At 59.4% G+C, this 21,901-nt stretch carries 27 protein-coding genes; 13 read left to right on the forward strand and 14 right to left on the reverse strand.

Going from position 1 to position 21,901, the window contains the following annotated elements:
• Window positions 1-4 precede the first annotated feature (4 nt).
• Both ABIA90_RS13875 and ABIA90_RS13880 read right to left on the reverse strand, forming a co-directional pair.
• Complete coding sequence (locus tag ABIA90_RS13875; protein ID WP_354118329.1) at window positions 5-1,171, reverse strand: AI-2E family transporter; 1,167 nt, start codon at window positions 1,169-1,171, stop codon at window positions 5-7.
• A gap of 1,707 nt (window positions 1,172-2,878) precedes the next feature.
• Entirely contained in the window at window positions 2,879-3,097 is a 219-nt protein-coding gene (locus tag ABIA90_RS13880; RefSeq protein WP_063982883.1) for a hypothetical protein, read from the reverse strand.
• Window positions 3,098-3,311: 214 nt separating this feature from the next.
• On the opposite strand from ABIA90_RS13880, the gene ABIA90_RS13885 reads away from it, so the two are divergent.
• From ABIA90_RS13885 to ABIA90_RS13900, 4 genes are all read left to right on the forward strand, one after another.
• Window positions 3,312-3,743: a pyridoxamine 5'-phosphate oxidase family protein gene (locus ABIA90_RS13885; protein WP_354118328.1), complete on the forward strand. Its 432-nt coding sequence runs from the start codon at window positions 3,312-3,314 to the stop codon at window positions 3,741-3,743.
• 420 nt (window positions 3,744-4,163) lie between these two features.
• Window positions 4,164-5,057: a DUF72 domain-containing protein gene (locus ABIA90_RS13890; protein ID WP_063982885.1), complete on the forward strand. Its 894-nt coding sequence runs from the start codon at window positions 4,164-4,166 to the stop codon at window positions 5,055-5,057.
• A 57-nt stretch (window positions 5,058-5,114) separates the two neighbouring features.
• Window positions 5,115-6,620 (forward strand): FAD-dependent oxidoreductase, encoded by a 1,506-nt coding sequence (locus ABIA90_RS13895; RefSeq protein WP_231142108.1) that lies wholly within the window; start codon window positions 5,115-5,117, stop codon window positions 6,618-6,620.
• Window positions 6,621-6,625: 5 nt separating this feature from the next.
• On the forward strand, window positions 6,626-7,120 hold the full coding sequence (locus ABIA90_RS13900) for an ATP-dependent DNA ligase (protein ID WP_354118327.1): 495 nt from the start codon (window positions 6,626-6,628) through the stop codon (window positions 7,118-7,120).
• Window positions 7,121-7,140: 20 nt separating this feature from the next.
• Here the strand turns inward: ABIA90_RS13900 and ABIA90_RS13905 are convergent, their stop codons facing one another.
• Window positions 7,141-8,415 (reverse strand): hypothetical protein, encoded by a 1,275-nt coding sequence (locus ABIA90_RS13905; RefSeq protein ID WP_354118326.1) that lies wholly within the window; start codon window positions 8,413-8,415, stop codon window positions 7,141-7,143.
• Between the two features lie 26 nt (window positions 8,416-8,441).
• Window positions 8,442-9,620: a zinc-dependent alcohol dehydrogenase gene (locus tag ABIA90_RS13910; protein ID WP_354118325.1), complete on the reverse strand. Its 1,179-nt coding sequence runs from the start codon at window positions 9,618-9,620 to the stop codon at window positions 8,442-8,444.
• Window positions 9,621-9,765: 145 nt separating this feature from the next.
• Here ABIA90_RS13910 and ABIA90_RS13915 point away from each other — a divergent pair, with 145 nt between their 5' ends.
• Together ABIA90_RS13915 and ABIA90_RS13920 are read left to right on the forward strand one after the other, a co-directional pair.
• A complete protein-coding gene (locus tag ABIA90_RS13915) occupies window positions 9,766-10,530 on the forward strand; it encodes an SDR family NAD(P)-dependent oxidoreductase (RefSeq protein WP_354118324.1) in 765 nt (254 codons plus the stop codon).
• Window positions 10,531-10,553: 23 nt separating this feature from the next.
• Window positions 10,554-10,856 carry a hypothetical protein gene (locus ABIA90_RS13920; RefSeq protein ID WP_063982891.1) on the forward strand — a complete coding sequence of 101 codons (303 nt, stop codon included), beginning with the start codon at window positions 10,554-10,556 and terminating at the stop codon, window positions 10,854-10,856.
• Window positions 10,857-10,968: 112 nt separating this feature from the next.
• Here the strand turns inward: ABIA90_RS13920 and ABIA90_RS13925 are convergent, their stop codons facing one another.
• Both ABIA90_RS13925 and ABIA90_RS13930 read right to left on the reverse strand, forming a co-directional pair.
• On the reverse strand, window positions 10,969-11,241 hold the full coding sequence (locus ABIA90_RS13925; RefSeq protein WP_354118323.1) for a formate dehydrogenase accessory sulfurtransferase FdhD: 273 nt from the start codon (window positions 11,239-11,241) through the stop codon (window positions 10,969-10,971).
• Between the two features lie 293 nt (window positions 11,242-11,534).
• Window positions 11,535-11,759: a DUF2934 domain-containing protein gene (locus tag ABIA90_RS13930; RefSeq protein WP_354122454.1), complete on the reverse strand. Its 225-nt coding sequence runs from the start codon at window positions 11,757-11,759 to the stop codon at window positions 11,535-11,537.
• 53 nt (window positions 11,760-11,812) lie between these two features.
• Between ABIA90_RS13930 and ABIA90_RS13935 the strand changes: the two genes are divergently transcribed.
• The 3 genes from ABIA90_RS13935 to ABIA90_RS13945 all read left to right on the forward strand — a co-directional run bounded on the left by ABIA90_RS13935 (window position 11,813) and on the right by ABIA90_RS13945 (window position 13,126).
• Window positions 11,813-12,136 carry a low affinity iron permease family protein gene (locus ABIA90_RS13935; RefSeq protein ID WP_354118322.1) on the forward strand — a complete coding sequence of 108 codons (324 nt, stop codon included), beginning with the start codon at window positions 11,813-11,815 and terminating at the stop codon, window positions 12,134-12,136.
• 231 nt (window positions 12,137-12,367) lie between these two features.
• Window positions 12,368-12,823 (forward strand): YidB family protein, encoded by a 456-nt coding sequence (locus ABIA90_RS13940; RefSeq protein WP_354118321.1) that lies wholly within the window; start codon window positions 12,368-12,370, stop codon window positions 12,821-12,823.
• 39 nt (window positions 12,824-12,862) lie between these two features.
• Window positions 12,863-13,126: a GlsB/YeaQ/YmgE family stress response membrane protein gene (locus ABIA90_RS13945; protein WP_354118320.1), complete on the forward strand. Its 264-nt coding sequence runs from the start codon at window positions 12,863-12,865 to the stop codon at window positions 13,124-13,126.
• Between the two features lie 50 nt (window positions 13,127-13,176).
• Here ABIA90_RS13945 and ABIA90_RS13950 read toward each other — a convergent pair whose 3' ends face one another.
• From ABIA90_RS13950 to ABIA90_RS13975, 6 genes are all read right to left on the reverse strand, one after another.
• Window positions 13,177-13,920 (reverse strand): hypothetical protein, encoded by a 744-nt coding sequence (locus ABIA90_RS13950; RefSeq protein ID WP_354118319.1) that lies wholly within the window; start codon window positions 13,918-13,920, stop codon window positions 13,177-13,179.
• The gene (locus ABIA90_RS13955) at window positions 13,917-14,333 is read right to left on the reverse strand and encodes a phage holin family protein (protein ID WP_085399395.1); all 417 of its coding nucleotides are present in this window, start codon (window positions 14,331-14,333) and stop codon (window positions 13,917-13,919) included. Before ABIA90_RS13955 ends, ABIA90_RS13950 begins: the two co-directional genes overlap by 4 nt.
• Window positions 14,330-14,989 carry a hypothetical protein gene (locus ABIA90_RS13960; protein ID WP_354118318.1) on the reverse strand — a complete coding sequence of 220 codons (660 nt, stop codon included), beginning with the start codon at window positions 14,987-14,989 and terminating at the stop codon, window positions 14,330-14,332. The genes ABIA90_RS13955 and ABIA90_RS13960 overlap by 4 nt, the downstream gene beginning before the upstream one ends.
• Before the next feature lie 11 nt (window positions 14,990-15,000).
• Complete coding sequence (locus tag ABIA90_RS13965; protein WP_354118317.1) at window positions 15,001-15,963, reverse strand: DUF3618 domain-containing protein; 963 nt, start codon at window positions 15,961-15,963, stop codon at window positions 15,001-15,003.
• 1,174 nt (window positions 15,964-17,137) lie between these two features.
• The gene (locus ABIA90_RS13970) at window positions 17,138-17,500 is read right to left on the reverse strand and encodes a hypothetical protein (protein ID WP_354118316.1); all 363 of its coding nucleotides are present in this window, start codon (window positions 17,498-17,500) and stop codon (window positions 17,138-17,140) included.
• 421 nt (window positions 17,501-17,921) lie between these two features.
• Window positions 17,922-18,338 (reverse strand): PRC-barrel domain-containing protein, encoded by a 417-nt coding sequence (locus ABIA90_RS13975; protein ID WP_014494426.1) that lies wholly within the window; start codon window positions 18,336-18,338, stop codon window positions 17,922-17,924.
• A 129-nt stretch (window positions 18,339-18,467) separates the two neighbouring features.
• On the opposite strand from ABIA90_RS13975, the gene ABIA90_RS13980 reads away from it, so the two are divergent.
• Window positions 18,468-18,671 (forward strand): CsbD family protein, encoded by a 204-nt coding sequence (locus tag ABIA90_RS13980; RefSeq protein WP_354118315.1) that lies wholly within the window; start codon window positions 18,468-18,470, stop codon window positions 18,669-18,671.
• 598 nt (window positions 18,672-19,269) lie between these two features.
• Entirely contained in the window at window positions 19,270-19,443 is a 174-nt protein-coding gene (locus ABIA90_RS13985; protein ID WP_166341164.1) for a hypothetical protein, read from the forward strand.
• A 300-nt stretch (window positions 19,444-19,743) separates the two neighbouring features.
• On the opposite strand, the gene ABIA90_RS13990 is transcribed toward ABIA90_RS13985, so the two are convergent.
• Both ABIA90_RS13990 and ABIA90_RS13995 read right to left on the reverse strand, forming a co-directional pair.
• Window positions 19,744-19,953 carry a hypothetical protein gene (locus ABIA90_RS13990; protein WP_354118314.1) on the reverse strand — a complete coding sequence of 70 codons (210 nt, stop codon included), beginning with the start codon at window positions 19,951-19,953 and terminating at the stop codon, window positions 19,744-19,746.
• A gap of 98 nt (window positions 19,954-20,051) precedes the next feature.
• Window positions 20,052-20,762: a Crp/Fnr family transcriptional regulator gene (locus ABIA90_RS13995; protein WP_354118313.1), complete on the reverse strand. Its 711-nt coding sequence runs from the start codon at window positions 20,760-20,762 to the stop codon at window positions 20,052-20,054.
• Between the two features lie 505 nt (window positions 20,763-21,267).
• Here ABIA90_RS13995 and ABIA90_RS14005 point away from each other — a divergent pair.
• Both ABIA90_RS14005 and ABIA90_RS14010 read left to right on the forward strand, forming a co-directional pair.
• Window positions 21,268-21,480 (forward strand): hypothetical protein, encoded by a 213-nt coding sequence (locus tag ABIA90_RS14005; protein WP_354118312.1) that lies wholly within the window; start codon window positions 21,268-21,270, stop codon window positions 21,478-21,480.
• Between the two features lie 188 nt (window positions 21,481-21,668).
• Complete coding sequence (locus ABIA90_RS14010) at window positions 21,669-21,866, forward strand: hypothetical protein (protein WP_354118311.1); 198 nt, start codon at window positions 21,669-21,671, stop codon at window positions 21,864-21,866.
• The last annotated feature ends 35 nt before the right edge of the window (window positions 21,867-21,901 follow it).

The following is a 21,901-nucleotide window of genomic DNA, read 5'->3' on the forward strand; positions in this document are numbered from 1 at the left end:
GCAATCAGTCAGACCTGCTTCGCTCTTCAGGCCGAAAAATCCACTCTCGCCAAACCGTCAATAGTACGGCCATGATGACTGGTCCTAGAAACAAACCGAGTAGGCCGAAGGCTGCCAGCCCCCCGAAAATTCCGACGAACGCAAAGAGGAAAGGGAGCCGCGCCGCGCCCCCGACCAGAGTTGGCCACACAAAGTGATCCCCTGCAAGCATGACGGTCGCACCCCAGAAAAAGACGCCTGCGGCCGCGATCCCGCTGCCTCCGCCGGACAAAAGCGTCGCGGCGGCGGCCGTGAACACTGCCCAGGCACCGAATGGGAGCATCGCAAAAGCCGTGGTTATGATGGTAAACATCACGGCATTTGGTACGCCTGCAGCAAGGTATCCGACGCCGATCAACAAGCCTTCGCCGATAGCGACGATCACGGTACCGTTCACCGTCCCTCGGATCGAATCCACGATCTTCTGCACCACGCCCTCGCCGGGGTGCCCCAGGATACGATCGCACGTCTCGATGGTACGATTAGCGACCGAGCGGCCGTTGCTGAGCAGCACGAACAAGGTAAATAAAGAGAAGAAGAGCATGAACAGGCGACGCAACAGCTGACCGCCGAAAGTGTTGAATAGACCAGACGCATCATCCGCATTGATGGTTTTGAGCCAAGCAGTCGCGGCTTTCGGATCCGACAGATTATCGCGCCACCATTGCTGCACGATTTCTGCTACGACCGGCAGGCGAGCGATCCAGTCGGGCACTTCGATTCCGCTCTCCGTGGCCTTCTTCAGCCAGTTCGCGATGTCACCGCTTTGCTCGGCCACCTGGTAGATGGCAAGCGCCATGGGCGTAAACAGGATGAGCGCGACGATCGCCGTAAAGGCGACGGCTGCCAGCCTTGTTGGGCCCGAGGTGAGCCGTGCAGCGAACTTGATGTAGAGAGGCCACAAGCTCACGGCGAGTATGGTCGCCCAGATCAAAGGTGGCAGGAATCCCCCGGCTGTCCATAGGGAGAGCGCTACCACCGCTACGGCAAAGACCACCCGGGCGTTCATGCGCGCGCCCGAACCAAGTGGGAGCGGCTTTTGCTGCACCGGGTTGCGAGATGCGTCGCGATCCGATGCTGTCGATGTGCCGGGCTTCGCTATCCGCTTGCTAACCGTGTTCGGGCGACCCACTTGCTACCTCGCTTGGCGGTCCGGCGCTCTTCGATCCTACCGGGGTCGCTAATCTGATGCCGTGAAGTAGGCCCCGCTCGCCAGAAAACACCCGAAGTTTGATCGAGGTTCCATCCAACGTACGGGCCCTCTCATCGCTCTTACGGCAGTAAAAGACAACTGTTCACGCAACAGGCGGGCGCCGCTTTAACAAGGCGGGGCTGCCCACGTGGGCTGGCCCGTATGCCTGGCATCCAGGTAAGCCGATTACTTTCGGTTTCTATCGAGTTCCTGCGCCATGCCAAGGTGATGCTGCAGAGCAGGCAAGGTTTTGTTCGCCCCATCCTTGTTTCGGATCGGCACCGCCTTCAGCGTAACGTTGAAAAAGGGAGGCCTTGTGAGCGCTCACCTGCATCGGATCCTACTCGCCAGCACCATGGCCTCAACTCGGCGAGCCTTTGTCCAACCGCTTGACGCTTTGAGAGATGCGATCCGCCGGTTGATGCTTGATAAAGTCCGGTCACTCCTTTTCGTGGAATGGGCGTGCATCGGCTACGAGCTGAAGGCTGGACGCTCCGGCAAGTGTCAGCGAAAAATCTACGGATCGGGTGGGGCGCCGGAATAAGTCTAAAGTCACTTACGCCTGTCGGAGAAATCAATCCGTCCGCCGGGGCCGCTTCCTTTAGAGGTTGCCGAAAAGCGAAGCCTTGATCCGCGAGCGCCAGCCTAGACCACGTCAAAGTCTGTCTGCAACTTCCGCACTTCCTCAGCCAAAGCCGCTTCGGCGGATTCCTCCAGGCTTCTGCCGGATAGATACCGCCAAGTTGCCAACTGGGGCTGTAACCCTTTACGCGGATCAGCTTGAGGCCGGTTACGCCGGACCGCTTCTCGAGTTCGGCGGCGAGCTCATGTTGATACACGATTGCTTTCATCCGGCGGGTTCTCCAGGCGCATCACACTCGAGCGGCTAACAGTCCCGGCAGATGCTTCTGATCTTCTCGAGGGCGCGGTCGGTCGGGTCCCACAGATCCTTCTCGGGTCCAATCGTACCGATTGGACCCGCCGCCCGCGGGTCTTGCCTATGCGATCCGGGCCGCTTTCCACTAGCGGAAATCGGCTCCATCAAAAAAGGCCCCAACATGAGGATCAACACGATGCTCATTTGCAGTTTTTGCAGATCGACCCCACCATCCTGTCCGTGTTGCTGTTCTCTTGATCGATCTTGGCGTCGCTATCCTGCTGGTTGGTGGTCGCAGGCCTTCCGATCCCTCCGGCAGGCGCGGTCTGCGCAGCCGCGGCCGAAGAGCCCGAGGAAGCAGCGGTGCCGGCCGCATTGGTGCCGCGCGTCCGGGCTTCGCTTTCGGTGTCGATCCGTTGCCCCGGTTCGTGATTGATGCCGGGCTGCGCCGTTGCGGGGGCATTGCCGACGGTGGAGTTGCCGGGAGCGCCAACGGTTCCGGCGGGATTTGCTGGGCCAGACCCTGCAGTGCCAGCAGCGTTTGTAGCTGAAGGTGAGGATGTCCCTGTACCGCCCGCCCCGGACGAGGCTGCGCCGCCGGCTCCTCCGCCCGCGGACCCACCGCCACTGCCTCCACCACCGCCACCTTGCGCGAAAGCGGCGCAGGGAAGGATAATCGCCAAGGCCAAGGCACAACGAGAGAGCTTCATGTCGCGACACCTTTAACGACCAAGCGGGCTCTCGAGGTTTCGTTCCTAGAGTTATGCGTGCTAGGCGTCGAGGACGCCGAATTGCCGCCGGTAAGCATCGATCGCCCGGTTCGAGAGCAGCAACCTGCTACGTTCACCGTTCCGGACCATTTGCTCGATCTTGTGGGAGAGAAATTGGCTGGCTTCGGCAGCGTCGCCGAGGTCGCCCGAGCGCTCGATGAATTCCCAAGCGATCTGGACGGAATGTTCAACAAGATGAGAAAGTGGGGTGTCGGCCATAGTGAGCCGAACGCTTGCTCCTTCCCAGGGTTCCTAGGCCACCTCGAAGGACGCAATGCGTGGTCGAGGTAGATGCATCCCATTTGCCATCGGCCGGCGTCCGAGAGCAATGAGCGGCGTCGCTTGTCGTCGCTCCCACGGCTAACCAGTTGCGGACCTCAAGGGAACATGGGTTGAACCCCGCAGTTGCTCCCCGGCCAATGGAGAAGGAAAGATGTCCAAGAAATTGCTCGCTGGAATCGCGAAGGAAATGGCCGGCATCGACATCGCCATTCTTTCGACCCACACAGAAAACGGTGAGATCGCAAATCGACCCATGAGTAACAACGGCGGCGTGGCTTACGACGGCACGTCCTATTACTTCACTTACGAAAAGACGCGGACAGTTTCTGACATCCAACGGAATCCTAATGTCGCGCTCGGATTCTCATCCGTGGCCGGTCTATTCGCCGAAGGGATCTATGTGGCCGTCGAAGGGACTGCCGAACTGATCCGCGACAAGGCCGTCTTTCATCAGCACTGGACAAGTGATCTCGACAAATGGTTCGAAAATGGCGTGGATACGCCAGGCATTGTCCTGATCAAGGTCAGAGCCAACCGCGCGACCTATTGGAAAGGTCGCGAAGAAGGTGAGGTTGGACTCTGACTGAAGATTCAACCGGGGCGAAACCCTAGTGGGGCCAGCTCTTTCGATGATTTTTCCGCAATCGCAAGACCGGCGCTATCATGATTGTACAGTCACCCAATCTCATTCTGTGGATTGTGATCGTGGCCGGCCTTTTGCTCTGGGTATGGCCATCAGCAGGCAAAGCAAACTTGGCCCTGACGATCGCGGTCAACGGTGGCCTCGTTCTCTGGACGGTGGATGAAATCGTCCGTGGCGTCAATCCTTGGCGGCGCTCTCTCGGTGCAGTCGTTCTTCTCTACGAATTCACGACCTTTTTAAACGACGGTAAAGATTCCGCACGCGGGAGTGGGAGCCCAGATGTCGCCGCGGGCTTGCATTGTAACGGCGCCAGCAGGGCTCCCGAGGCGGTAGCGGTAGGCAATCGAGGGTCGTTCGCAGATGGCACCACCGACGCGGATCGAATTGACGCCCGAGGAGCTCCGAGAACGCAGACGTCTGCGACGCGAAAAGCAGCGCGAGGACAATATCAAGCGTGCCGCAAAGATGCATGCTGCTCGCCTCAAGACAAAAACTGACCGTCCAAAGGATCCGCCGCGGCACAGACAGTTTGTGCACGTCGGATGCTCCGGCTGGCGTTATTGGAAATGGCGGGACTCATTCTATGCAGACGTGCCGCAAACCGAGTGGTTTAATCATTATTTAACGCGTTTCGACACTGTCGAAATCAATGCATCCTTTTACTCGTGGCCGACAGTCGCCGGTGTTCAATCCTGGCGGCGGCAGCCCGGGAGGAAGAAGTTCATCTACACCGTCAAAGTCTCCGAACTCATCACCCACGTGAAACGATTCAAAGCGACAAAGACGCTCATCCGGGATTTTGGAATGATCGCCGACATTCTGGGTGACCGGATGGGCTGCTTTCTGTTTCAAATGCCGCCGAGCTATCGTTACACCAAGACCCGGCTTAATGACATTGTCAGCCAGCTGGATCCCGAGCGTCGCAACGTCGTGGAGTTTCGGCACGCGAGTTGGTGGAATGAAGAGGTCTATGAGGCTTTTCGTATCGCGGGGATTATCTTCTGCTCCTGCAGCGGGCCACGCTTGCCGGACGAACTCGTTCGGACGAGCGATGAACTCTACATCCGCCTGCACGGCCCAAAGCGATGGTATCGTCACGATTATTCCAAGAGCGAGCTGGAGATCTGGGCCAAAAGGATCAAGGCGAGCGGTGCGAAGCGGGCCTGGGTCTATTTCAACAATGACAACGACGCGCACGCTCCCAAGAACGCGACAACCTTCAGGCGCATACTGGCCGTTGTGCTCAAGGTCTGACACGTAGAATTGGAACTCTGCCTGTCATGGGAACGTTCTCACGTGTTTGGAGAACATATGACCAGCAAATCGCTCTGGATGGATATTGACGTCGCACCTGATGCGCGCGTGCTCGATGGCGCGCAGGAGTGCGACGTCGCCGTGATTGGCTCCGGGATCGCCGGGATATCAACGGCGTATGAGCTTTGCCAGCGCGGCAAGTCCGTCATTGTCATCGACCGCGGCCGCATTTGCGGTGGCATGACGTCGAGGACGTCGGCTCACCTTGCTCCTTTGTGCGACGATCTCGTCAGCGAAATGACGAAGATCAGGGGGCACGAGGCGACAAAGCTCTTTTGCGACAGCCAGGCGGCTGCCATCGACCGCATCGAGGAAATCCAGAAGATAGAGAAGATCGACTGCGACTTTCGCAGGCTTGACGGCTATCTCTTTCAGGGGCGGGACATGCCGTCCGATATCATCGACCAGGAAATGGATGCGGTCCGCGAGGTCGGAGCTCCCGTCCACCGGCTGATGGGCGTATCCCTCAAAGGGTGCGAGGGCCGCCACGTTCTGCGCTATCCCCGGCAAGCGACTTTTCATCCCCTCAAATACCTGGCCGGGGTGGCAAAGGCCTGCAGTGAGAATGGCGTGACCTTTTTCCGAGACAGTCCGGTCGTCGAAGTGACTGAAGACAATGGTGTCGTGACGGTTAAAGCCGCGCGCGGCGCCATTCGCGCCAAACATGCCGTTGTCGCAACCAACTCTTCGATCTCCGACCGCTTTGCCATCCACACGAAGACGGCTCCCTATCGGACCTATGTTATCACCTTCGAGATCAAGCGCGGTGCGATACCTGACGCGCTCTACTGGGACACTGAAGATCCTTACCATTATGTCCGCCTGCAGCCCGGTCCCGCCAATACCGACTATGTGCTGGTGGGAGGCGAAGATCACAAAAGCGGAGAGGCAGACGACGCTGATGAGCGTTTTGACAGACTGGAAGCCTGGGCCCGCAGCCTGGTTTCCGGCCTCGGCAAAGAGACGCATCGCTGGTCCGGGCAGGTGCTCGATACAATCGATTATGCCGGCTTCATCGGACGGGATTCCGGCGGCAAGAATATCTACGTCGCGATGGGCGATTCCGGGCAAGGCCTGACGCACGGTGTCGCCGGCGCGATGCTGAATACGAGCCTCGTTTTTGGTGAGGATCACCCCTGGAAAGACATCTACGAGCCGGGCCGGGTTCCTCTTAAGGCCGCGAAGAACTTTGTGACTGAGAACATTACCGCATTTAAAAGCTTTGCTGAGTATGCGGCGCCTGGCGAGATTAACTCACTGGACGATCTCAAGCTTGGCAAAGGCGCGGTCGTGCGGCGTGGACTGAAAAAACTTGCAGCCTTTAGAGACGAGGCAGGTGCGCTGCACCTGAGGTCGGCGAGTTGCACGCATGTGGGTTGTCACCTGCATTGGAACAGCTTTGAGACGTGTTGGGACTGCCCCTGTCATGGATCGATGTTCGATGTCGACGGACAGCCAATCAACGCTCCTGCCATCGGGCCTCTCGCTCGTGTGGAAGACTGAGCGGCGTGAAAAAGCGCCGCATCGCAATCGAGGCCATGGAGGCCTGTTCGGTCGACGCCATTCAGATCGGCGAGCTATGGCTGTACGAACCGAAATGGGATGGCTTCCGTTGCCATCTGGTGCGGGAGGGCGAGCAAGTCGACATCCATTCGAAGTCCGGGCAGAACCTCAACCGGTACTTTCCCGAAGTCATGGCCGGCGCGCTTGCGGTCCGCGAAAAAAGCTTTGTCCTCGATGGCGAGATCGTCGTTCCGACCGGCGGTCGACTCTCATTCGATGATTTGTTGCAGCGCATTCACCCTGCTGCAAGCCGCGTGAAGAAATTGGTGGCAGAGAGCCCGGCCTTGTTCCTCGCGTTCGACCTCTTGCTGAAAGGCGGAAGCGATCTGGCGGGTGAGCCTCTCGCCAAGCGGCGATCACTTCTGGAGAATTTCGCCGCTCGTTTCTTCTCGAAGGCAAACCTGTTTCGCCTTTCGCCGGCCAGCTCGAAGCTGCCTTGACTGAGCATTGTCTCTAACGCTCAGGATCGGGAAACTGAAGCAAGCCACCAGTCGCCGATCGCTCGCGTCAGAGCGATCCAAAGGCTCGAGGGGAGATCAGGCACGGCGATGCGGACGCTGTAACGGTCGGTCGTCAGGTCGTGAAACCATTCGGTCGCGGCAAAATCAAAGCCGAAACTTCCAGCGTGACGGATCGGAAAGCCGATTTCGCTTAGCTCCTCGCTCATGGCTGCGGCCGCCTGCCGGGCTGCCGCTTCGTCGAGAGGTTCGCGAGATCCCAAAGTGACGTATAGTCCGTGAACGGGCTGCAACTGCGACGGCACGCCTCGCAGCCTCAAGGCGAAATGCCGGGAGGAGAAACGACCGTTACGAAGGATCGAGGCCATACGCCTTCTCGTCAGGTGACGGTAAGAGGATGTGCCTACGAATGGCGGAAAGTGCGCGGGTAAGGCTGCGTTGCCTAGGAGCCTTATGGCGTTGCGCGTTTCCGCCATAAGCTCTTCGAGGCATGATGGAGGTATCCGCTGAGTCGCGAAATCGCTGCGGATCAACGTAATGGAACCTAGCCGCCCGTACTCCGCACCCAACGAATCCAACTTATTGTGACTCCGGACCAGGATCAGCGGAACGCCCCGGCGCCTCGACCACCTGACCACCTGCTCAATACGTCCCGAACTTCCGGTGAAACATGTTGTGTCGAAGATGATGAGGTCGAAATGCAGCTTTCCGCAATTGACGACATCGCAGAAATCGCGTGACGCGATGCATGAATCCAGCAGCAGGACTCTGCGAGAGACATTGTCCGTCGAGAAACTCTCGATCGACCCGATTACCAAGTGCAATTGCTGCGCATAGCCGTCGATCAGTTCTAATGTTTCCCCGTAAGAGCCTGGCAGCGCAACGACCTCCCTACCTTTCATCGACTTGGAGAGTGCGAGGAGTAGCGAAGCAATCGCCCCCATTCCCGAAGCCGTGTAGATCGTTTGTCGAACGTGGCGCTTATCGAGCGCATAGAATGACGGTCCTTCTACGGCCAGGTCAGCGCGTTGATAGTCGTATCGAAACTTAAAGGGCCCGCTGAATGGACGCGCGCTGCCGGCCCATGCGGTCTCGGTGGCGTCCCACTCCTGCATCTCATGCGCGGCTCTGAGAGCTGCGGTTAGCTGAAATTTGCGACGAATGACGTCGTCGACCGAACCAGGACGATCCAGTGATAGCGGTGCAGCCAGGCAGCTGTTCAGAAGCTTCAGTTCTTCCAGCTTGCGATCGAAATACGCGTCTGTGCTCTCCATCATAATCCTGCTCGGATAGCCGACAGTCGTTAGGCTCCGAAAGGCTTCATCACAACTTTGATGCAACCGTCCTTCTTGTCCCGGAAGGTCTTGTAGAGTTCCGGCCCTTCCTCGAGTGTTGCCCGATGGGTGATGACGAAGGATGGATCGATTTCGCCCTTCTGGATGCGCTCCATAAGCTTCGGCATGTAATGCTGGACGGGGGTCTGGGCCATCCGGAAGGTGAGGCCGCGATTAATGGCGCTGCCCATAGGAATCTTGTCCAGATACCCGCCATAGACGCCGACGATCGAAACCGTGCCGAAATTTCGGCAGCACTCGATCGCCTGTCGAAGAACATGCGGCCTGTCCGTTCCCATGAAGGTCGCGACCTTGATCCGGTCGATCACAGAGCCGATGCTGGCAGTGGATTCAGGCTCGGTGCCGACGGCGTCGATGCAAGCAGCCGCGCCGCGCCCGCCGGTCAACTCCTGGATACGATCGTAGATGTCGTCGTTCCGGAAATCGAGCGTGATTGCACCCGATTGTCTGGCAAGTGCCAGCCGTTCAGGAACGGTGTCGATCGCTAGCACGCGTTCCGCCCCCAGCAGAAACGCGCTCTTGATAGCGAACTGCCCGACAGGACCACATCCCCAGACAGCCACTGTTTCGCCGCCCTTTATGTTGCAGAACTCGGCGGCCATGTAGCCGGTCGGAAAGATGTCCGACAGGAATAGCACCTGTTCATCGGTGAGACCTTCCGGGACCTTGTAAGGTCCGACATCGGAGTAGGGCACGCGCAGGTACTCCGCCTGACCGCCGGCAAAACCGCCGAGCATGTGCGAATAGCCGAACAAGCCGGCCGGAGAATGTCCCCACATCTTCTCGGCCATCTTGGCGTTGGGGTTGGACCGCTCGCATCCGGAGTAGAAGCCGTTCTTGCAGAAGAAGCATTCACCACAGGAGATCGTGAAGGGCACCACGACGCGGTCGCCGACCTTGAGCTTGGTATTGCCTTTGCCGACGTCGACGACCTCGCCCATCGTCTCGTGGCCCACCACGTCCCCTTCTTCCATGCTCGGCATGACGCCGTCGAGCAGATGCAGGTCCGAACCGCAGATCGCGCAGGCAGTCACCTTGATGATGGCGTCGCGTCCATGCTCGATCTTGGGATCCGGCACGGTCTCGCACCGGATGTCGCCTTTGCCGTGCCAGGTGAGAGCTTTCATGTAGGGAACTCCGAGCGAATGATGACGGCTAAGCTTGATTGCGTCTCGAAGTTCCTATCGGGTTAGGAACGGCGGCCGCCTAGCGCGATTGGAAAGGCAACTTGGGAGATAGCGGAGAGCCGAGGTGGACAGGCAATTTGCAATCGTGACCGGCGCATCGACGGGGATCGGTTACGAGTTTGCGCGCATATGCCCGCCCGAAGGGTATGACCTTCTGATTGCCGCAGACGAGGTGGATATTGAAAAGGCGGCCGCCGACCTGCGTCGTGAGCCTGGCGCGGAGGTCGTCGAGGCGCTCCACCTCGACCCCGCCAAGCAGGAAGGCGTCGACAAGCTCCACGCGGCCGTCAGGGGCCGTCCGATCGCCGTGCTCATGGCGAATGCCAGGCATGGACTTGGGCATGCGTTTCTCGATCAGGATCTCGTCCGCATTCGCGATGTCATCGGCACGAATGTGACCTGGAGGACTTGTCTGCTGCATCAGCTCGGAATCGACATGCGCCAGCGCAATCAGGGTCGCATTTTGATCATGGGCTCGATTGCCGGCTTTACGCCCGGCAGCTTCCAGGCCGTGTACAACGCGTCGAAGGCCTATCTGAATTCGCTGTCGTTTGCGCTTCGCGAGGAGCTTCGCGATACTGAAATCAGCGTGACCTGCCTCATGCCGAGCGCGACCGAGACCGAGTTTTTGAAGCGCGCCGACATGCTCGACACCAAGGTGGGCTCAGGGGAGAAAGACGATCCCGCCATGGTCGCGCGCCAGGGCTTCGTCGCCATGATGAAAGGAGAGGGCGATGTTGTCACCGGCGTCAAGAACAAGATCCAGTCTGCAGTGGCAAACGTGACGCCTGCGGAGACGCTCGCGAAACAGCATCGCAAAATGGCGGAACCCGGCTCCGCCAAGCACTAGCCGGCAAACAGGAGGAAATTGTCATGCTCACGAAATCAATGCTGGTTGGCGCCGTCTTGGCCGTCAGCTCAACTATCGCCTTCGGCGGCCCCTGCAATACAGCCAACCGCGATGCCGGCTCTGGGCCGGTCACGACGGGCCAAGCGAGTACGACCACGGGAACCGCCTCGCCAAGCGCCAAGGAGCATTCGCCAACTTCAGCCATGAACAAGGCGAGCGAGAACACCGCGACCTCGTCGCAGGACGCCCAGCGCCAGATGCAAAGCCAGCCGACGGCAGCTGAACAGTCGAAGGCGACTACCGGCACCCGCGACAACGATTGCTAGGCGGGAAAAACTCCTAGGTCGAGCGCGAGAGGTCGGTGTCACCGGCTTCTCGCACTCTGTCTAGGCCGAGGAGTCATAGTATTCCACCTTCGGCGTATCGGCGCACGACCCGCTACGAAGGACTGGATCTCGACCGAGGGCGGCCCGAGCCTTTATCCGACGGCCAAGCTTTCGATCCTGCAGAGGCCGCAACCCGTCGGGCCAACCAGCCGCCGGCGCCGCGCCGAAGGCGGTCGCCCCGGTCCGACGTAAGCAACACCCGCAGCTCCACACTGTCCTCGTGTCGGACGATGTCCAAGTCCTCGATCTCGGACGGCGCGGCAAGAATTCCCTCCGTCAGGCTGAACCCAAGGGCGAGATCGATGTGATCGGCAGGTGTCGCCATCACGACGGCAAGCGTCGTTCCGTTGTACGCTACGGTTAGGGGGTCTCTTCAGCAAGTGTGCGGGCAGTACGTCGCCACCCTGGTCGCGACAATCGGCGCCGACCACCGCGTGCGGCAAATTCGTCTGGCACCTCGACTGCGAGCCCTGCGACGCGTCCTCCCTCAACGAAGAATCGACGTCGCAATGGCGCGATGGTTCCTGGGCGGACGCCATGCAGGTATGTGGGACTTGTCGCGCGAGACACCGTCGGCGACCGGTTCGAGAGCCGGTCATCAAGCCCGCAGATTGTCCGTCATCCCCGGGGGGACCCACTCTGTTCGACACACTCGGCCAGCAACTCGGCTTCCGCCTTGTACCAGAAGGTGTCCATCTCCCCTGCGGGTTCGCCAGCCTGCCAAAGATGATAGGCCCTGTTGCAAATGTCTTCCGCACTCAATCCCGCCATTGCACGCACCGTTCGTTGTCGTTGGCACGGCTGCAGCGGACGACAGGTTCCAAGGCTGCCGGCCGAGAACATCGTCTCGCAGTTAACGGTCGTGGAACGGGTCCGACACGCTCACGTTGGCTGACATGTCACTTGCCGATATCAGAGGCTGGCTAACCAAAATCGGCGTGGCGACGTCGCGGCCTGCGGCATTCGTTGTCTTCCTGGCCTACGGGGCTTGCTGGCTCGTGCTGGGAAGCGGACTGGAATGGCATTCGATCGCCACGCTCGCAACCTGGGGAATGACCCTTCTCATCCAGCGCGCCGAGCATCGCGATACTCAGGCCATTCATGCCAAACTCGACGAGCTCCTGAAGGCTGTCGGGGATGCCGATGCCGATCTAATGGATGTCGACAAGAAGGACGCCGAGGAAGTCGAGGAAGAACGCGCTCACGTCAAGGCTTCTTGAGGTTTCGCGTCGAGAGGCCGAACGCACAAGCTCCAACGGTGCGGAAATCAACACTGTTAAGCAAATCGATTCTGTCAGGCTGCAGTGCGCCGCTAGCGCTTGAGCCGCACCGACTTGGGAGGAGTAGGCGGCTTCGGCCCCGACTTCCGGCGGTAGGCTGCGTTCGCGTGCCTAGGAACAGAACCGATGCGTCAGAGTTCGAGCTGTCTAACCCTTATCACGGAGTTGCAAATGACCCGCGGAATGCCGTCCATGACTGCGCTTTTAGGACTGCTCGCCATTGCCGGATATCAGAATCGAGACAAGCTGGCGGAGTTGCTAAAGGGCCCGGGAGCGGGGTCGTTAGAACCCCGTGGTTCTCAACAGCCGCTTGGTGGGCTGCTCAGCAATCTTACGGGCATGCTCAGCGGGGCCGGAGTCAGCGGACTGCTTCAAGGAGGGATCGGCGAGCTGCTGGAGAAATTCAATCAAAATGGCCGCGGTGACGTAGCTCAGTCCTGGATCAGCACAGGGCCCAATAAGAACGTTTCGCCTCCGCAGCTGAGGGAAGCAATAGGTCCAGACGTGTTGGAAAAGCTTGAACTGGAGACCGGGCTTTCTCAAGAGGAGATTCTCGCAAGGTTATCCCGGGAGCTCCCCTCAGCAGTCGACAAGTATACGCCGGAGGGACGCCTACCCAGTCCATAGTCTTGAACTGCCGCCACGTTGCTTTTGAAAGGATGAAGAATGAGCATTCTTTGGGCCATCGTTATTGGCTTCATCGCCGGGGTGATAGCCAAGTTCATCATGCCGGGGGACAACGAACCAGCCGGGTTCATCCTAACGACCATCCTCGGGATCGTTGGTGCTTTCGTTGCGACTTACCTTGGGCAAGCCCTTGGCTGGTATCGTCCTGGCGAAGGCGCAGGGTTGATCGGCGCCGTGGTCGGCGCGGTCATCGTGCTATTTATCTACGGCTTTGTGGTCGGCAGACAACGGCGCGCAATCTGAGGAAAACTCAGGTTGCTCGCGGCACCACGTGATCCGCGACTACCGCAACCTTAGCTCGGCTGGGGGGACCTGATTTTGCCGGTGGCTGCCTGGGCGGCTTCCATGCCGGCCTGCTTTACCCTATTCAAGGCTTCGGCACCTTTGTCGCCGACTTCTGCGATCACCGTATCTGAGGCTTCCCGCAAGGCCTGCGATACCGCGCCGGCGCGACGATCAAGGTCGGCCTTCATTTCGTCGGCGACTTTGCCGATATATTCGTTCTCCATTTCGGAAGCGCGAAACGCGCCTGCGACTGCTGCACCGATCGCCATGCCCACAACCCCCAGCACCAGCGGTTGTCGTTCAAGCAACTCAGTTAGTGACGATTGCGCACTGGTGAGCGTTTCCTTACCTGGAAGCGCATTGCCAAGCTTGCCAAAGTTCTCCTGCAAGAAGGCGACGCCCTCGTCGAACCGATCCTGAACGCTGTCGACAGCTCCTGAGAATGCATCGGAAGCCGCAGCGGTGGCGCCGGTCAAAGTTTCGCCGACGCCCAGCGATCCCTCGTCGTCCATTTCAGGTGCCGTTGGAGGCGCCACAGTCTGCTTAACAGCCGACGCTGCCGACCTGAGAGTACTCGTCCCAGCATCGGCCACGGGCGAAACTGCATTCACAGCCGAGCGGGTCGCGGTCTTCAGCTTCTGGTCGCCAGCCAACAGCCAAAGCGCTCCACCTCCGATAAGCGCAGCGGCAAGAGGGTTTTCCCGGGCCGCCGTCACCAAATTGTCGATAAAACCGCTCTTTGTATTGCTCATTGCACCATTCCTTTCATGGTGGCCTTATCCTTTTCAAGCTGGCCGATCGTTTCGTGAGGTGCCAGATTGCGCACATCAAGCCGGTTGATGCCGACTGCAAACAGCACGGCCGCGATTATCGCCGCTATGAACGCCGATGTCAGATACGATACCGGTTGCGACCATCCTGCGGAGATCAACGCCGCGGACAGGGCAAATAGCGCCATGACGATCGCCGGAATCACCAGAACGGCGCCACCTGCAATCAAACCTAGCGCGCCACCGAGTTTCTGAAGCTTGTAGCCAACCTCCGCCTTGGCCAGGTCCATTTCGTTCTGGAAGAGCTTGGCGAACTGCGACATGGCATCGCCCAGTAGCGTCGAGATGGCCCGAAACTCGCCCTGGCTAGTTTTGATATCGTGCTCGATACTCATGGTACGGTGTTGCCCTGTGAGGATGACGTTTGTTGCGAACTCGGACTAGGCCGCGCGGAACTCGCCGAGAACGGGGGGCCATCGGACTTCTGAACGTCTTCCGACGACGATTTATCCGTTGTGCCGCTCCGCTTCGATGATGACGATTGCTCGCCGGATGCTTTTAGGAAGCGGACTGCTGCGAAGCCTGCCAGCACAGATATTCCGAGAAAGGCCGCGGGCTGACGCTTGGCGAAATCAGTTGCGCCTTCGACGAGATCCCGGAAGCTCCCGTCGCGGATCTTCTGAGCGGCTTCTTCGACATAGTCGGCAGCAGAACCGATGCCGCGTGCAGCGAACGGTACGTCGCTCTCGAATGCTCGGCCGGCTTCTCGCATGTTGCCTGCGAGGCGTTCAACGAAATCTGCGCCCGACCGCTGCTGCTCGCGGGCTTGGCTTTGGATCTGGTCCACAGTCCCTTCCGTCACCCCTTTGGCTGCATCCGCCGCTTCACTGAACTTGTCCCGCGCGAGATCGGCCGTTGCTTGCAAGGCATCGCCAGCGCGCTGCTTCATCTCTGCGCCGGCCTCACCGATCTGTTCCTTCAGATCCTTCGAGGGGCCCCGGTCCCGGTTTGGTGCGAACTGCGTGATGTTGTTCGGGTCCACTTCGCTCATGATGGTTTCCTTCAGGTGTTGGTGTTTTGAGAGGAGCTAAAGGCGGCTTCGACGACGTCGTCCGCAGCCTCTTTCAGAGTGTCCGCCACGTTCTGCGTCATACGACTGGCGTGGGTGCCGAGATCGGCCTCTGCGACCTTTTGCGCCGCCGCGTCGGCTGCAGACGTGGTCGCCTCTTTCGCCGCCTCGAATCCGGATTGCGCCGCAGCGGCCGCAGCCTGCTTCACGCCATCGCTCGCCCGACCCATCACCTTGCCTTCAGCCTTGGTCTCGGGAAGAGCCGCAGCGATCATGGCGCCGATCGCGATGCCCAGGCCTCCGATGAGAGCAGCGTTGTCGCCGATGGTCTGACGGGCCTGGTCAGGCGTGTTCGCCGCCGCGTCCTTGGCTGCGTCGATGCCCCTCTTGAGTTCTTCACCTGCGAAACTGGCAGCCTTTGTTGCGCCTGTTCGCAGGTCATCCGCAAGGCCGGCGGCCCGATCTTGTGCGTCTCCAGCCATGCCAGCGGCTCGGCTTCGAGCAGAGGATAGCTTTTCCGTCGCGTCGCCCTGCATGGCACGGGCACCCTCCGCCAACTCCTCGAGCATTTCCCCCGCTCTATCCATTACCGGACCGGACGCGTCCGCAGCGCGATCACGCACTGTCTTCGAGGTCAGGGCAAGTCCGGCGCCGATCATCAGAAGTGGCAACGGGACACCTCGCGTCAATCGCAGCAGCGGAATTCCTACTGCAGCGCCCGCGGCCACTGCGCGCATGGGATTGTCCATGATCTGCTGTTTGAGCCCTTCAATCCAGCTCTGAGTCTTGTGGCTGACGTATTCGGAGACTTCGGATTTAATGTACTGCGGCGAGACCTTGTGGCGGATGTCCTCGGCGGTGTCCGATATCTGGTCCCTTAGTCGCCCTACCGTAGTTGCCAGCTCTGCGCGGCTGCGTTCGGACTCATGCCTCAACTCCTCCACTGATCGCGCCATCGCTTCACCCTCTTGCTTTATTTCTTGTGCTTCATTTCTTGGATCTAAGGACGAACACACGCTTTGTTGAATCGTTCCTAGCTGAGCAAGGATGACGTGCCGCCGGCCAAACTCTCCGCTGCGCGCAAGACTTTGGTGGTGAAGAAAACAACCTCGGAGCAGCGGTGGCGTGCCGACAGGAGAGTTCGGGGAATGTCGCGTCCGATCGTAGGATCTCGCAGGACTCGCGCTTGCGCGGGCGGGCACAAGCGATCCGATACGATCGGCGGCCCTGCCTGCCTTATTAAAGTTATCGCAGCTCAAATCGAGACATTCTGCCGCGGCTTGCGGAAATGCGTTCGAGCAAATTCGCTTCCCACTTAAGCCAGGAGCCTTGTGGTTGTTACCGGGCATACGCCCGGTACCGCGAGGAGCGCGGGCTCTGGACCGGTTTCGAGTTCAACGAACGACGTCCTGGCCGGGAGGTCGCGATCGAGACTGGGCCTTTTCAGGCGGGCATTGTCGCGGTCGGCATTCTTAACGCCGCGCTCGTCGCTTGGTTGATCTTGGAGCTATGAGGCCACCTTAGTTGGCGGCCGCTTCGCATTGGCGACGCTGCTCGACGCCGGCGAGTACATCGCCACGCTGCCAAAGAAAGAACACGCCGTACCGGAGTGGCAAGCGGTTATGTGCGGAAGCGAACAGTGCTGATTGCCGATTTTTCCTAGGCTTACGCCGCTTGGCCTTCCCGAAGGTCCGAACATCTGCACGGCCCCGGCTTGTCATCCGTGAAGTTAATCCAGGGCACCACACATTTGTTAGAGCCTGCGATCAACCCCGGGGCGGAGAATATCCGCCGGCGCTCGGCCTTGAGCCGGTGCGTCGTGGCGGTCCCGGCGTCTCCTTCCACTCCAGCCCGGAGGCGCTTGGGGCCGCTCACACCGTAGATAGGCACCTCAGTGTCGCCGACCGTCCTTGTCGACCTCAACCTGAAATCCGTTCGGCATGCGCGGCACTTCACCTTCGCCAGCGGCGTTGCAGGCCGGGCAGGGTGCGCCAGCGCCGCCACAGGTGCAGGCGCGCGGGCCGTCCCAAGGACGGTCCGGGTGGTTCTCGCAAACCCAGCCGAGATCGTCACAGTTGACGCACGTCGTGGTCGTGGCATCGGCGGCGAGGGGCTTTTCTTCGCTGGGCATCAGGCCAGCCCGCGCAGAGGCAGCGCTAGCTGCATGTCGAAGCGCCTTGTGGCGTTGGCAGCGATGAATTCTTGTAGTGCAGACGAGACCTCAGCGTCGGTGTCGGTTGCGCGCTGGGCCAGTGCGTCGGCGACCTCGGAAGTCGCATCCCGCGACCACCCCTCGAAGGGGTTGAAGGATACAATTCGGACGGGATAGGCGTACTGGCCGGATCGGAGATTTTGCAGGACGCCATCGAGGACAGTGTCAGCCTCATCCGTCTCGCGCCAGGCGCAACCGGCGCGCGCGCCGAAGTCTTCAAGCACCAGATAGATGTCGCGGTCGAGGCGGTCGGCCGGCACGATAGAGGGCGAGGAACGCATACGCTACTCCGATACGATAAGGGCGGAGAGTCGGCCCCGGCTGCGGGGGATCAAGGGGGTAGGCCGGGGCCGCTCCGCCGGCTGTGGCAGCGAGCCAGCGGTGGTTCAAATATTCGGCCGCGCTTGAGTTCCATTATGCTAGCCAACGGGGCGTGCCGCGCCGATCGTGCGGAACGTCGGACGAGTCCGAACCCTGCGGCCGCGCGCGCGAACGTCTGTGTTGTGGCCGGCTTGTGTTCTGCGGTGACGGTCCCACGAGACAGAATCCTGTCCGGAGGCTCCGGCATCATCATGCCCCCTGGGCCCGATGCTGGTCCCACCGCGGGCAGAGGATTCAAAGATGGGTGTCTATATCGTCGGCGAAGACCCTATTTTGTATCCGGCTTAGACATCGAGGCCACAGGCCTTTCGACAGAGTTACTTAATACTTGAACTCTGGCATCGACTTGAGTTGGTCTTTCGTGACGTTGATAACGGCTCGGTCGGGAAACCATTCGCGCGCAGTCTCGGACGTCATTCCTTCGGTCGTTTTCCCAGCCTTATTAGCGAATTTGAGGCTGTTCATCGCGACCAGAACATAATGCGTGCCCATTCCTAAAAAGCCGCCTGCCTCGATGACAAGACCCCTTACCCGGCCCTGAGAGTCGATGATGATGTCATAAACGTCGCCGACTTTGTCGTTGGCTTCATTGTAAACGTTGACGCCCTTCATTTTTGCCGCGCTCCAGTCTCCCGCAGCGGCGATTGGCGCGGCTGCTTCGGACGCCGTGTGAGCAGGAGTCTGGGCGAACGCCGCGGAGGCAAAGAGCAGAGCAGTGATGGTGGCCAATGTTCTCACGATATCCTCCCTAGCTGGAACCTTAAAAACAGAAGCGCTCGGCATTCGTTCCTAGTGATGCGCAGGAACGGCCTTCACTATTAGTCGTTGGTGCTGCACCGATTAAACCGATCAGCAAGAGGCAGCGTCATGGATTGGAACCAGGTCGAGGGAAACTGGAAGCAAGTCAAAGGCAAGATCAAAGAGCAATGGGGAAAGCTCACTGATGACGATCTCGACGTGATCGACGGGAAGCGAGATCAACTCGAAGGCAAAATTCAGGAGCGATACGGCTATCAGAAAGACCAGACGAAGAAAGACGTGGATGATTGGTACGGACGTCAGACTTGGTGAGCAGTTGATTTGAAGAGGCGGGTCCGGTGAGGTGAGGGCGGAGTGCCCTCCGTCGCGCGCGATGGGCCGCAGGCGCATCCACTGAGTTGCGCCTCGGCCGACGCTGCTACGCTCCGCCATCTCTGGCAACGAGCCAGCGACGACTCAAATAATCGCCTGCTCTTGTCGTTCCCCTTGAGACCTTGTCCCGGAAGAAAAGGGCCCCAGCTCAAATGGGGATGAGCCGGGGCCCAGAGGTTAACCCTCGGCGAGCCCGAGGGCGTTGGGAAAACTTGGCAAAAACCACGATGTTCCTAGCTCGGTCAGAACCCCGCGGCCAACAAACACAACGGTGCAGGGTAGCGCCTAACGCACGCCGATCTTGCGGCCGAGCGGCGCCTCGCGCTTCGCCGGCTGTGGCAGCGAGCCAGCGATGACTCAAATATTCGCCGCCAGTGTGTTCCCTCATGCTAGCCAACAGGCCGTGCCGCGCCGATCGTGCGGAAGGTCGGATGCCGACCGAAATAGGCCACTCGCGAACGAGAATTAGGTCCATTGGTAGGAACCAAGGGATTGCTCGCCCTGTTGCATGTTGTTCCTCTATCTAAGGAACAGCCTCATGGCCGACGACAACAACAAAAATCCAAATGAGAAACAGCCCGGCGAGAATCCGGACGGCAAGTACCATTTCAATCCTGGGAACATGGCCGGGAAGAAGCCCGGGGATTCGGAGCAGACTGCCGAAAACCGTGGCGAGCAGCCGCACGAGGACAAAGAAAAACCCGCCGGCTAGGTGCTGGCCACTCGCAGATGCGAATAGGCCGGGCGAAGGCTGGCGTCATCTTCTTTCGCAGATCGGACATGCCGTGTGATCCAAACCGCGCGCGAGAAGCAGGGTCCCGGGCGTTTCCTCACGTGCCATTGTACAAGGCGATTTTACGATGCCCATCGGGGCGGCGTGATTCCTCCCGCCGCCGCTCTAGAGCGCGAGATTGTTGGGCTTGGTGTCGAAGAAAAGCAGAAGGATAAGGCGCGGCGAGTTTTCGAATTTCCCGACCGCGAATCTCATTTGCTCCGGTCTTTTTCAGCCTTGTTAGCGGCGGAAAGCTTGTCTCATGTATTTCGTCAGGTCGCCAACTTCGTTGGTCATGGCTTCCTCAGAGATACCTTGACCGCTTGCCCCCTCGACGAGGCGGCGCACGAGATCGTGCACGTTTTGCGATGCGCCGGGAGTCGAATATTGCTCCGCGGCGTTAACGCTGTTCTCAACCCAAAAATCGATGTACTCGCGGACCTTGCTCACCGAACGCCTCGTACTTCTTTCCCGGGCAGACGTTAAAGTTGGGAAGAAGACATAGCAAGGCCGTCTCGGAAGGCGCTGTTACCAGAGACTGCTTCGACCTATCTGCTCAAGCTCTTCGATTGCTCCACCAGCGTCGTGTAACATTCGCAAGATAAACGTTCCAGAATCTGCCGATCGAGGATGCTGATTTCTCCACGGGCGTAGTGAATGGCGCCGGTGTTCTGTATTTTTCTTGCGACCTCTGTGACCGAGGTGCGCCGCACGCCCAGCATCTCGGCCAGGAACTGTTGCGTTAGATTAATGGTGTTGCTTCCTGCGGTGTCAGCCGTTTGGAGGAGCCATCGGCAGAAGCGCGCTTCAATGACATGAACGGCATTGCAAGCGACATTGATCCGAGCTTGGGATAACAGGATTTCGTTGTAGCCTACGCAGAGGTTTCGCAGCGTGGTGCTTTCTCCCGTTGCCTTGCGAAATCGGCTTGCCGGAATTCTTGTCACCTCGGCTTTGAGCTGCACAACGACCCGAACAAGAGAAATATGCGCGCCAAGTCCGGCCATGGCTCCAACAACGCCTTCCCGGCCAACGGTCGCGGTTTCGATCGCCCTGCCGTCCTTCAAGACGGCTAGCAGCGAGAGCATGCCCAGGTGTGGGAAGTAGACGTTTTCGGTCTCGTCTCCGGCTTCGATGAGGATTACACCCTGGTTGAGTTGCTCGACGACCATGTAAGGTGAGAGCAAACTAAATTGAGCGTGCGGCAAAGATCCGAGAAGATTGTTGGTATGTTTCGCCGAAGCGCTGTTTTTGGCCAATGCGGCTCCCGCCCGGTCGGTCGGGCCGATCTCCGCGGGACGGATGCGCTCCGAGAGCACGCAAGCGGGAATAGCTTTTATAGGGAACGTTAGGTCAGCCTGTCGGTCCGATTTCCGTCACAGCGACGCTACAGGTCGGGGAAACTCACGACGGGAAAAACCCTCTACATAGGGCAAAGTCTAGGGCGAGACTTCGTTCCTGGCCGCAGCGAAGTATTTTGGACTCGATTTTCTTGGTCCGATATCGGACACTCAGGGGGTCATCGCGAGGACATTGGCTGTTATCGGTGATGAGAACGCCGGTTGCGCTCCCGCCCTCTCTCACAGGGAGCAGCGCCATGCAGCAGCAGCGACGCCGTTTCAAACAAATACTCTCACTCGAAGGACGTCTCGCTCAAGAGGCGAAGCGCCTGCGAGAAGAAGCCGAGAGTCTTCCACCTGGCAGGTTACGCGACGAAGCCATTCGCCGAGCGCGCCAAGCGGAGACCGGCTCCCACATAAGTGAGTGGCTGCTGTCTCCCGGACTTCGCGCGCCCACGTGAAGGATTACCGCGCGTACCTCCTCGATCAGGACGGACACATTTTCAGCGCCCATGGCTTCGATGCTGTGGACGATGAAGAAGCCTTGCAAAAGGCAATGCGCCTCGTCGACGGTCACGACGTCGAGATCTGGCAACTCGCGAGAAAAGTTGGGCAAATCAAGACCGCGATTGACTAGCTGCTCGTCCTGCTTTGATTTTGGGAGCTCCGGAGTCTGTTTCATTAACTTTTGGCGTTGGTACAAAAGTGAACTTATGTCCGGTATCGAACAATGCTAACGTCGGTCATCACCGCACGGTCCCCGGCTCTTATCGGTGATGAGAACGCCATTAGCGCTCCCGCCTTCCTCAGGAATGGAGCAGCGCCATGCAGCGACGCCGTTTCAAGCAAACAGTGCCCCTTGAAGATCGCCTTGCAGATGAGGCGAAGCGCCTTCGTGAGAAGGCGCGCTCGCTTCCGCCAGGTATCGAGCGGGAGCGCGCAATCCGCAAGGCCCGGCAAGTAGAGACCGGCGCTCAGATGAGTGAGTGGCTGAGGTCGCCCGGCTTACAGGTCTCGAAATGAGACCAGCCGAAGAGGTACCTGAAGGTACGCCCCTG

The organism is Bradyrhizobium sp. LA6.8 (genome assembly GCF_040547935.1).
In the GTDB taxonomy this organism is placed as follows: Bacteria; Pseudomonadota; Alphaproteobacteria; order Rhizobiales; family Xanthobacteraceae; genus Bradyrhizobium; species Bradyrhizobium barranii.

Bases quoted from the DNA above. Each gene is read 5' to 3' on its own strand.
- ABIA90_RS13935 (WP_354118322.1), top strand. From the start codon at position 11,813: ATGTCACTTGCCGATATCAGAGGCTGGCTAACCAAAATCGGCGTGGCG.
- ABIA90_RS13955 (WP_085399395.1), bottom strand. From the start codon at position 14,333: ATGAGTATCGAGCACGATATCAAAACTAGCCAGGGCGAGTTTCGGGCC.
- ABIA90_RS13970 (WP_354118316.1), bottom strand. From the start codon at position 17,500: ATGCGTTCCTCGCCCTCTATCGTGCCGGCCGACCGCCTCGACCGCGAC.
- ABIA90_RS13890 (WP_063982885.1), top strand. From the start codon at position 4,164: ATGGCACCACCGACGCGGATCGAATTGACGCCCGAGGAGCTCCGAGAA.
- ABIA90_RS13885 (WP_354118328.1), top strand. From the start codon at position 3,312: ATGTCCAAGAAATTGCTCGCTGGAATCGCGAAGGAAATGGCCGGCATC.
- ABIA90_RS13960 (WP_354118318.1), bottom strand. From the start codon at position 14,989: ATGAGCGAAGTGGACCCGAACAACATCACGCAGTTCGCACCAAACCGG.
- ABIA90_RS13940 (WP_354118321.1), top strand. From the start codon at position 12,368: ATGACCCGCGGAATGCCGTCCATGACTGCGCTTTTAGGACTGCTCGCC.
- ABIA90_RS13880 (WP_063982883.1), bottom strand. From the start codon at position 3,097: ATGGCCGACACCCCACTTTCTCATCTTGTTGAACATTCCGTCCAGATC.
- ABIA90_RS13985 (WP_166341164.1), top strand. From the start codon at position 19,270: ATGGCCGACGACAACAACAAAAATCCAAATGAGAAACAGCCCGGCGAG.
- ABIA90_RS13920 (WP_063982891.1), top strand. From the start codon at position 10,554: ATGCTCACGAAATCAATGCTGGTTGGCGCCGTCTTGGCCGTCAGCTCA.
- ABIA90_RS13965 (WP_354118317.1), bottom strand. From the start codon at position 15,963: ATGGCGCGATCAGTGGAGGAGTTGAGGCATGAGTCCGAACGCAGCCGC.
- ABIA90_RS13895 (WP_231142108.1), top strand. From the start codon at position 5,115: ATGACCAGCAAATCGCTCTGGATGGATATTGACGTCGCACCTGATGCG.
- ABIA90_RS13980 (WP_354118315.1), top strand. From the start codon at position 18,468: ATGGATTGGAACCAGGTCGAGGGAAACTGGAAGCAAGTCAAAGGCAAG.
- ABIA90_RS13945 (WP_354118320.1), top strand. From the start codon at position 12,863: ATGAGCATTCTTTGGGCCATCGTTATTGGCTTCATCGCCGGGGTGATA.
- ABIA90_RS13930 (WP_354122454.1), bottom strand. From the start codon at position 11,759: ATGTTCTCGGCCGGCAGCCTTGGAACCTGTCGTCCGCTGCAGCCGTGC.
- ABIA90_RS13925 (WP_354118323.1), bottom strand. From the start codon at position 11,241: ATGGCGACACCTGCCGATCACATCGATCTCGCCCTTGGGTTCAGCCTG.
- ABIA90_RS13910 (WP_354118325.1), bottom strand. From the start codon at position 9,620: ATGAAAGCTCTCACCTGGCACGGCAAAGGCGACATCCGGTGCGAGACC.
- ABIA90_RS14010 (WP_354118311.1), top strand. From the start codon at position 21,669: ATGCAGCGACGCCGTTTCAAGCAAACAGTGCCCCTTGAAGATCGCCTT.
- ABIA90_RS13950 (WP_354118319.1), bottom strand. From the start codon at position 13,920: ATGAGCAATACAAAGAGCGGTTTTATCGACAATTTGGTGACGGCGGCC.
- ABIA90_RS13905 (WP_354118326.1), bottom strand. From the start codon at position 8,415: ATGATGGAGAGCACAGACGCGTATTTCGATCGCAAGCTGGAAGAACTG.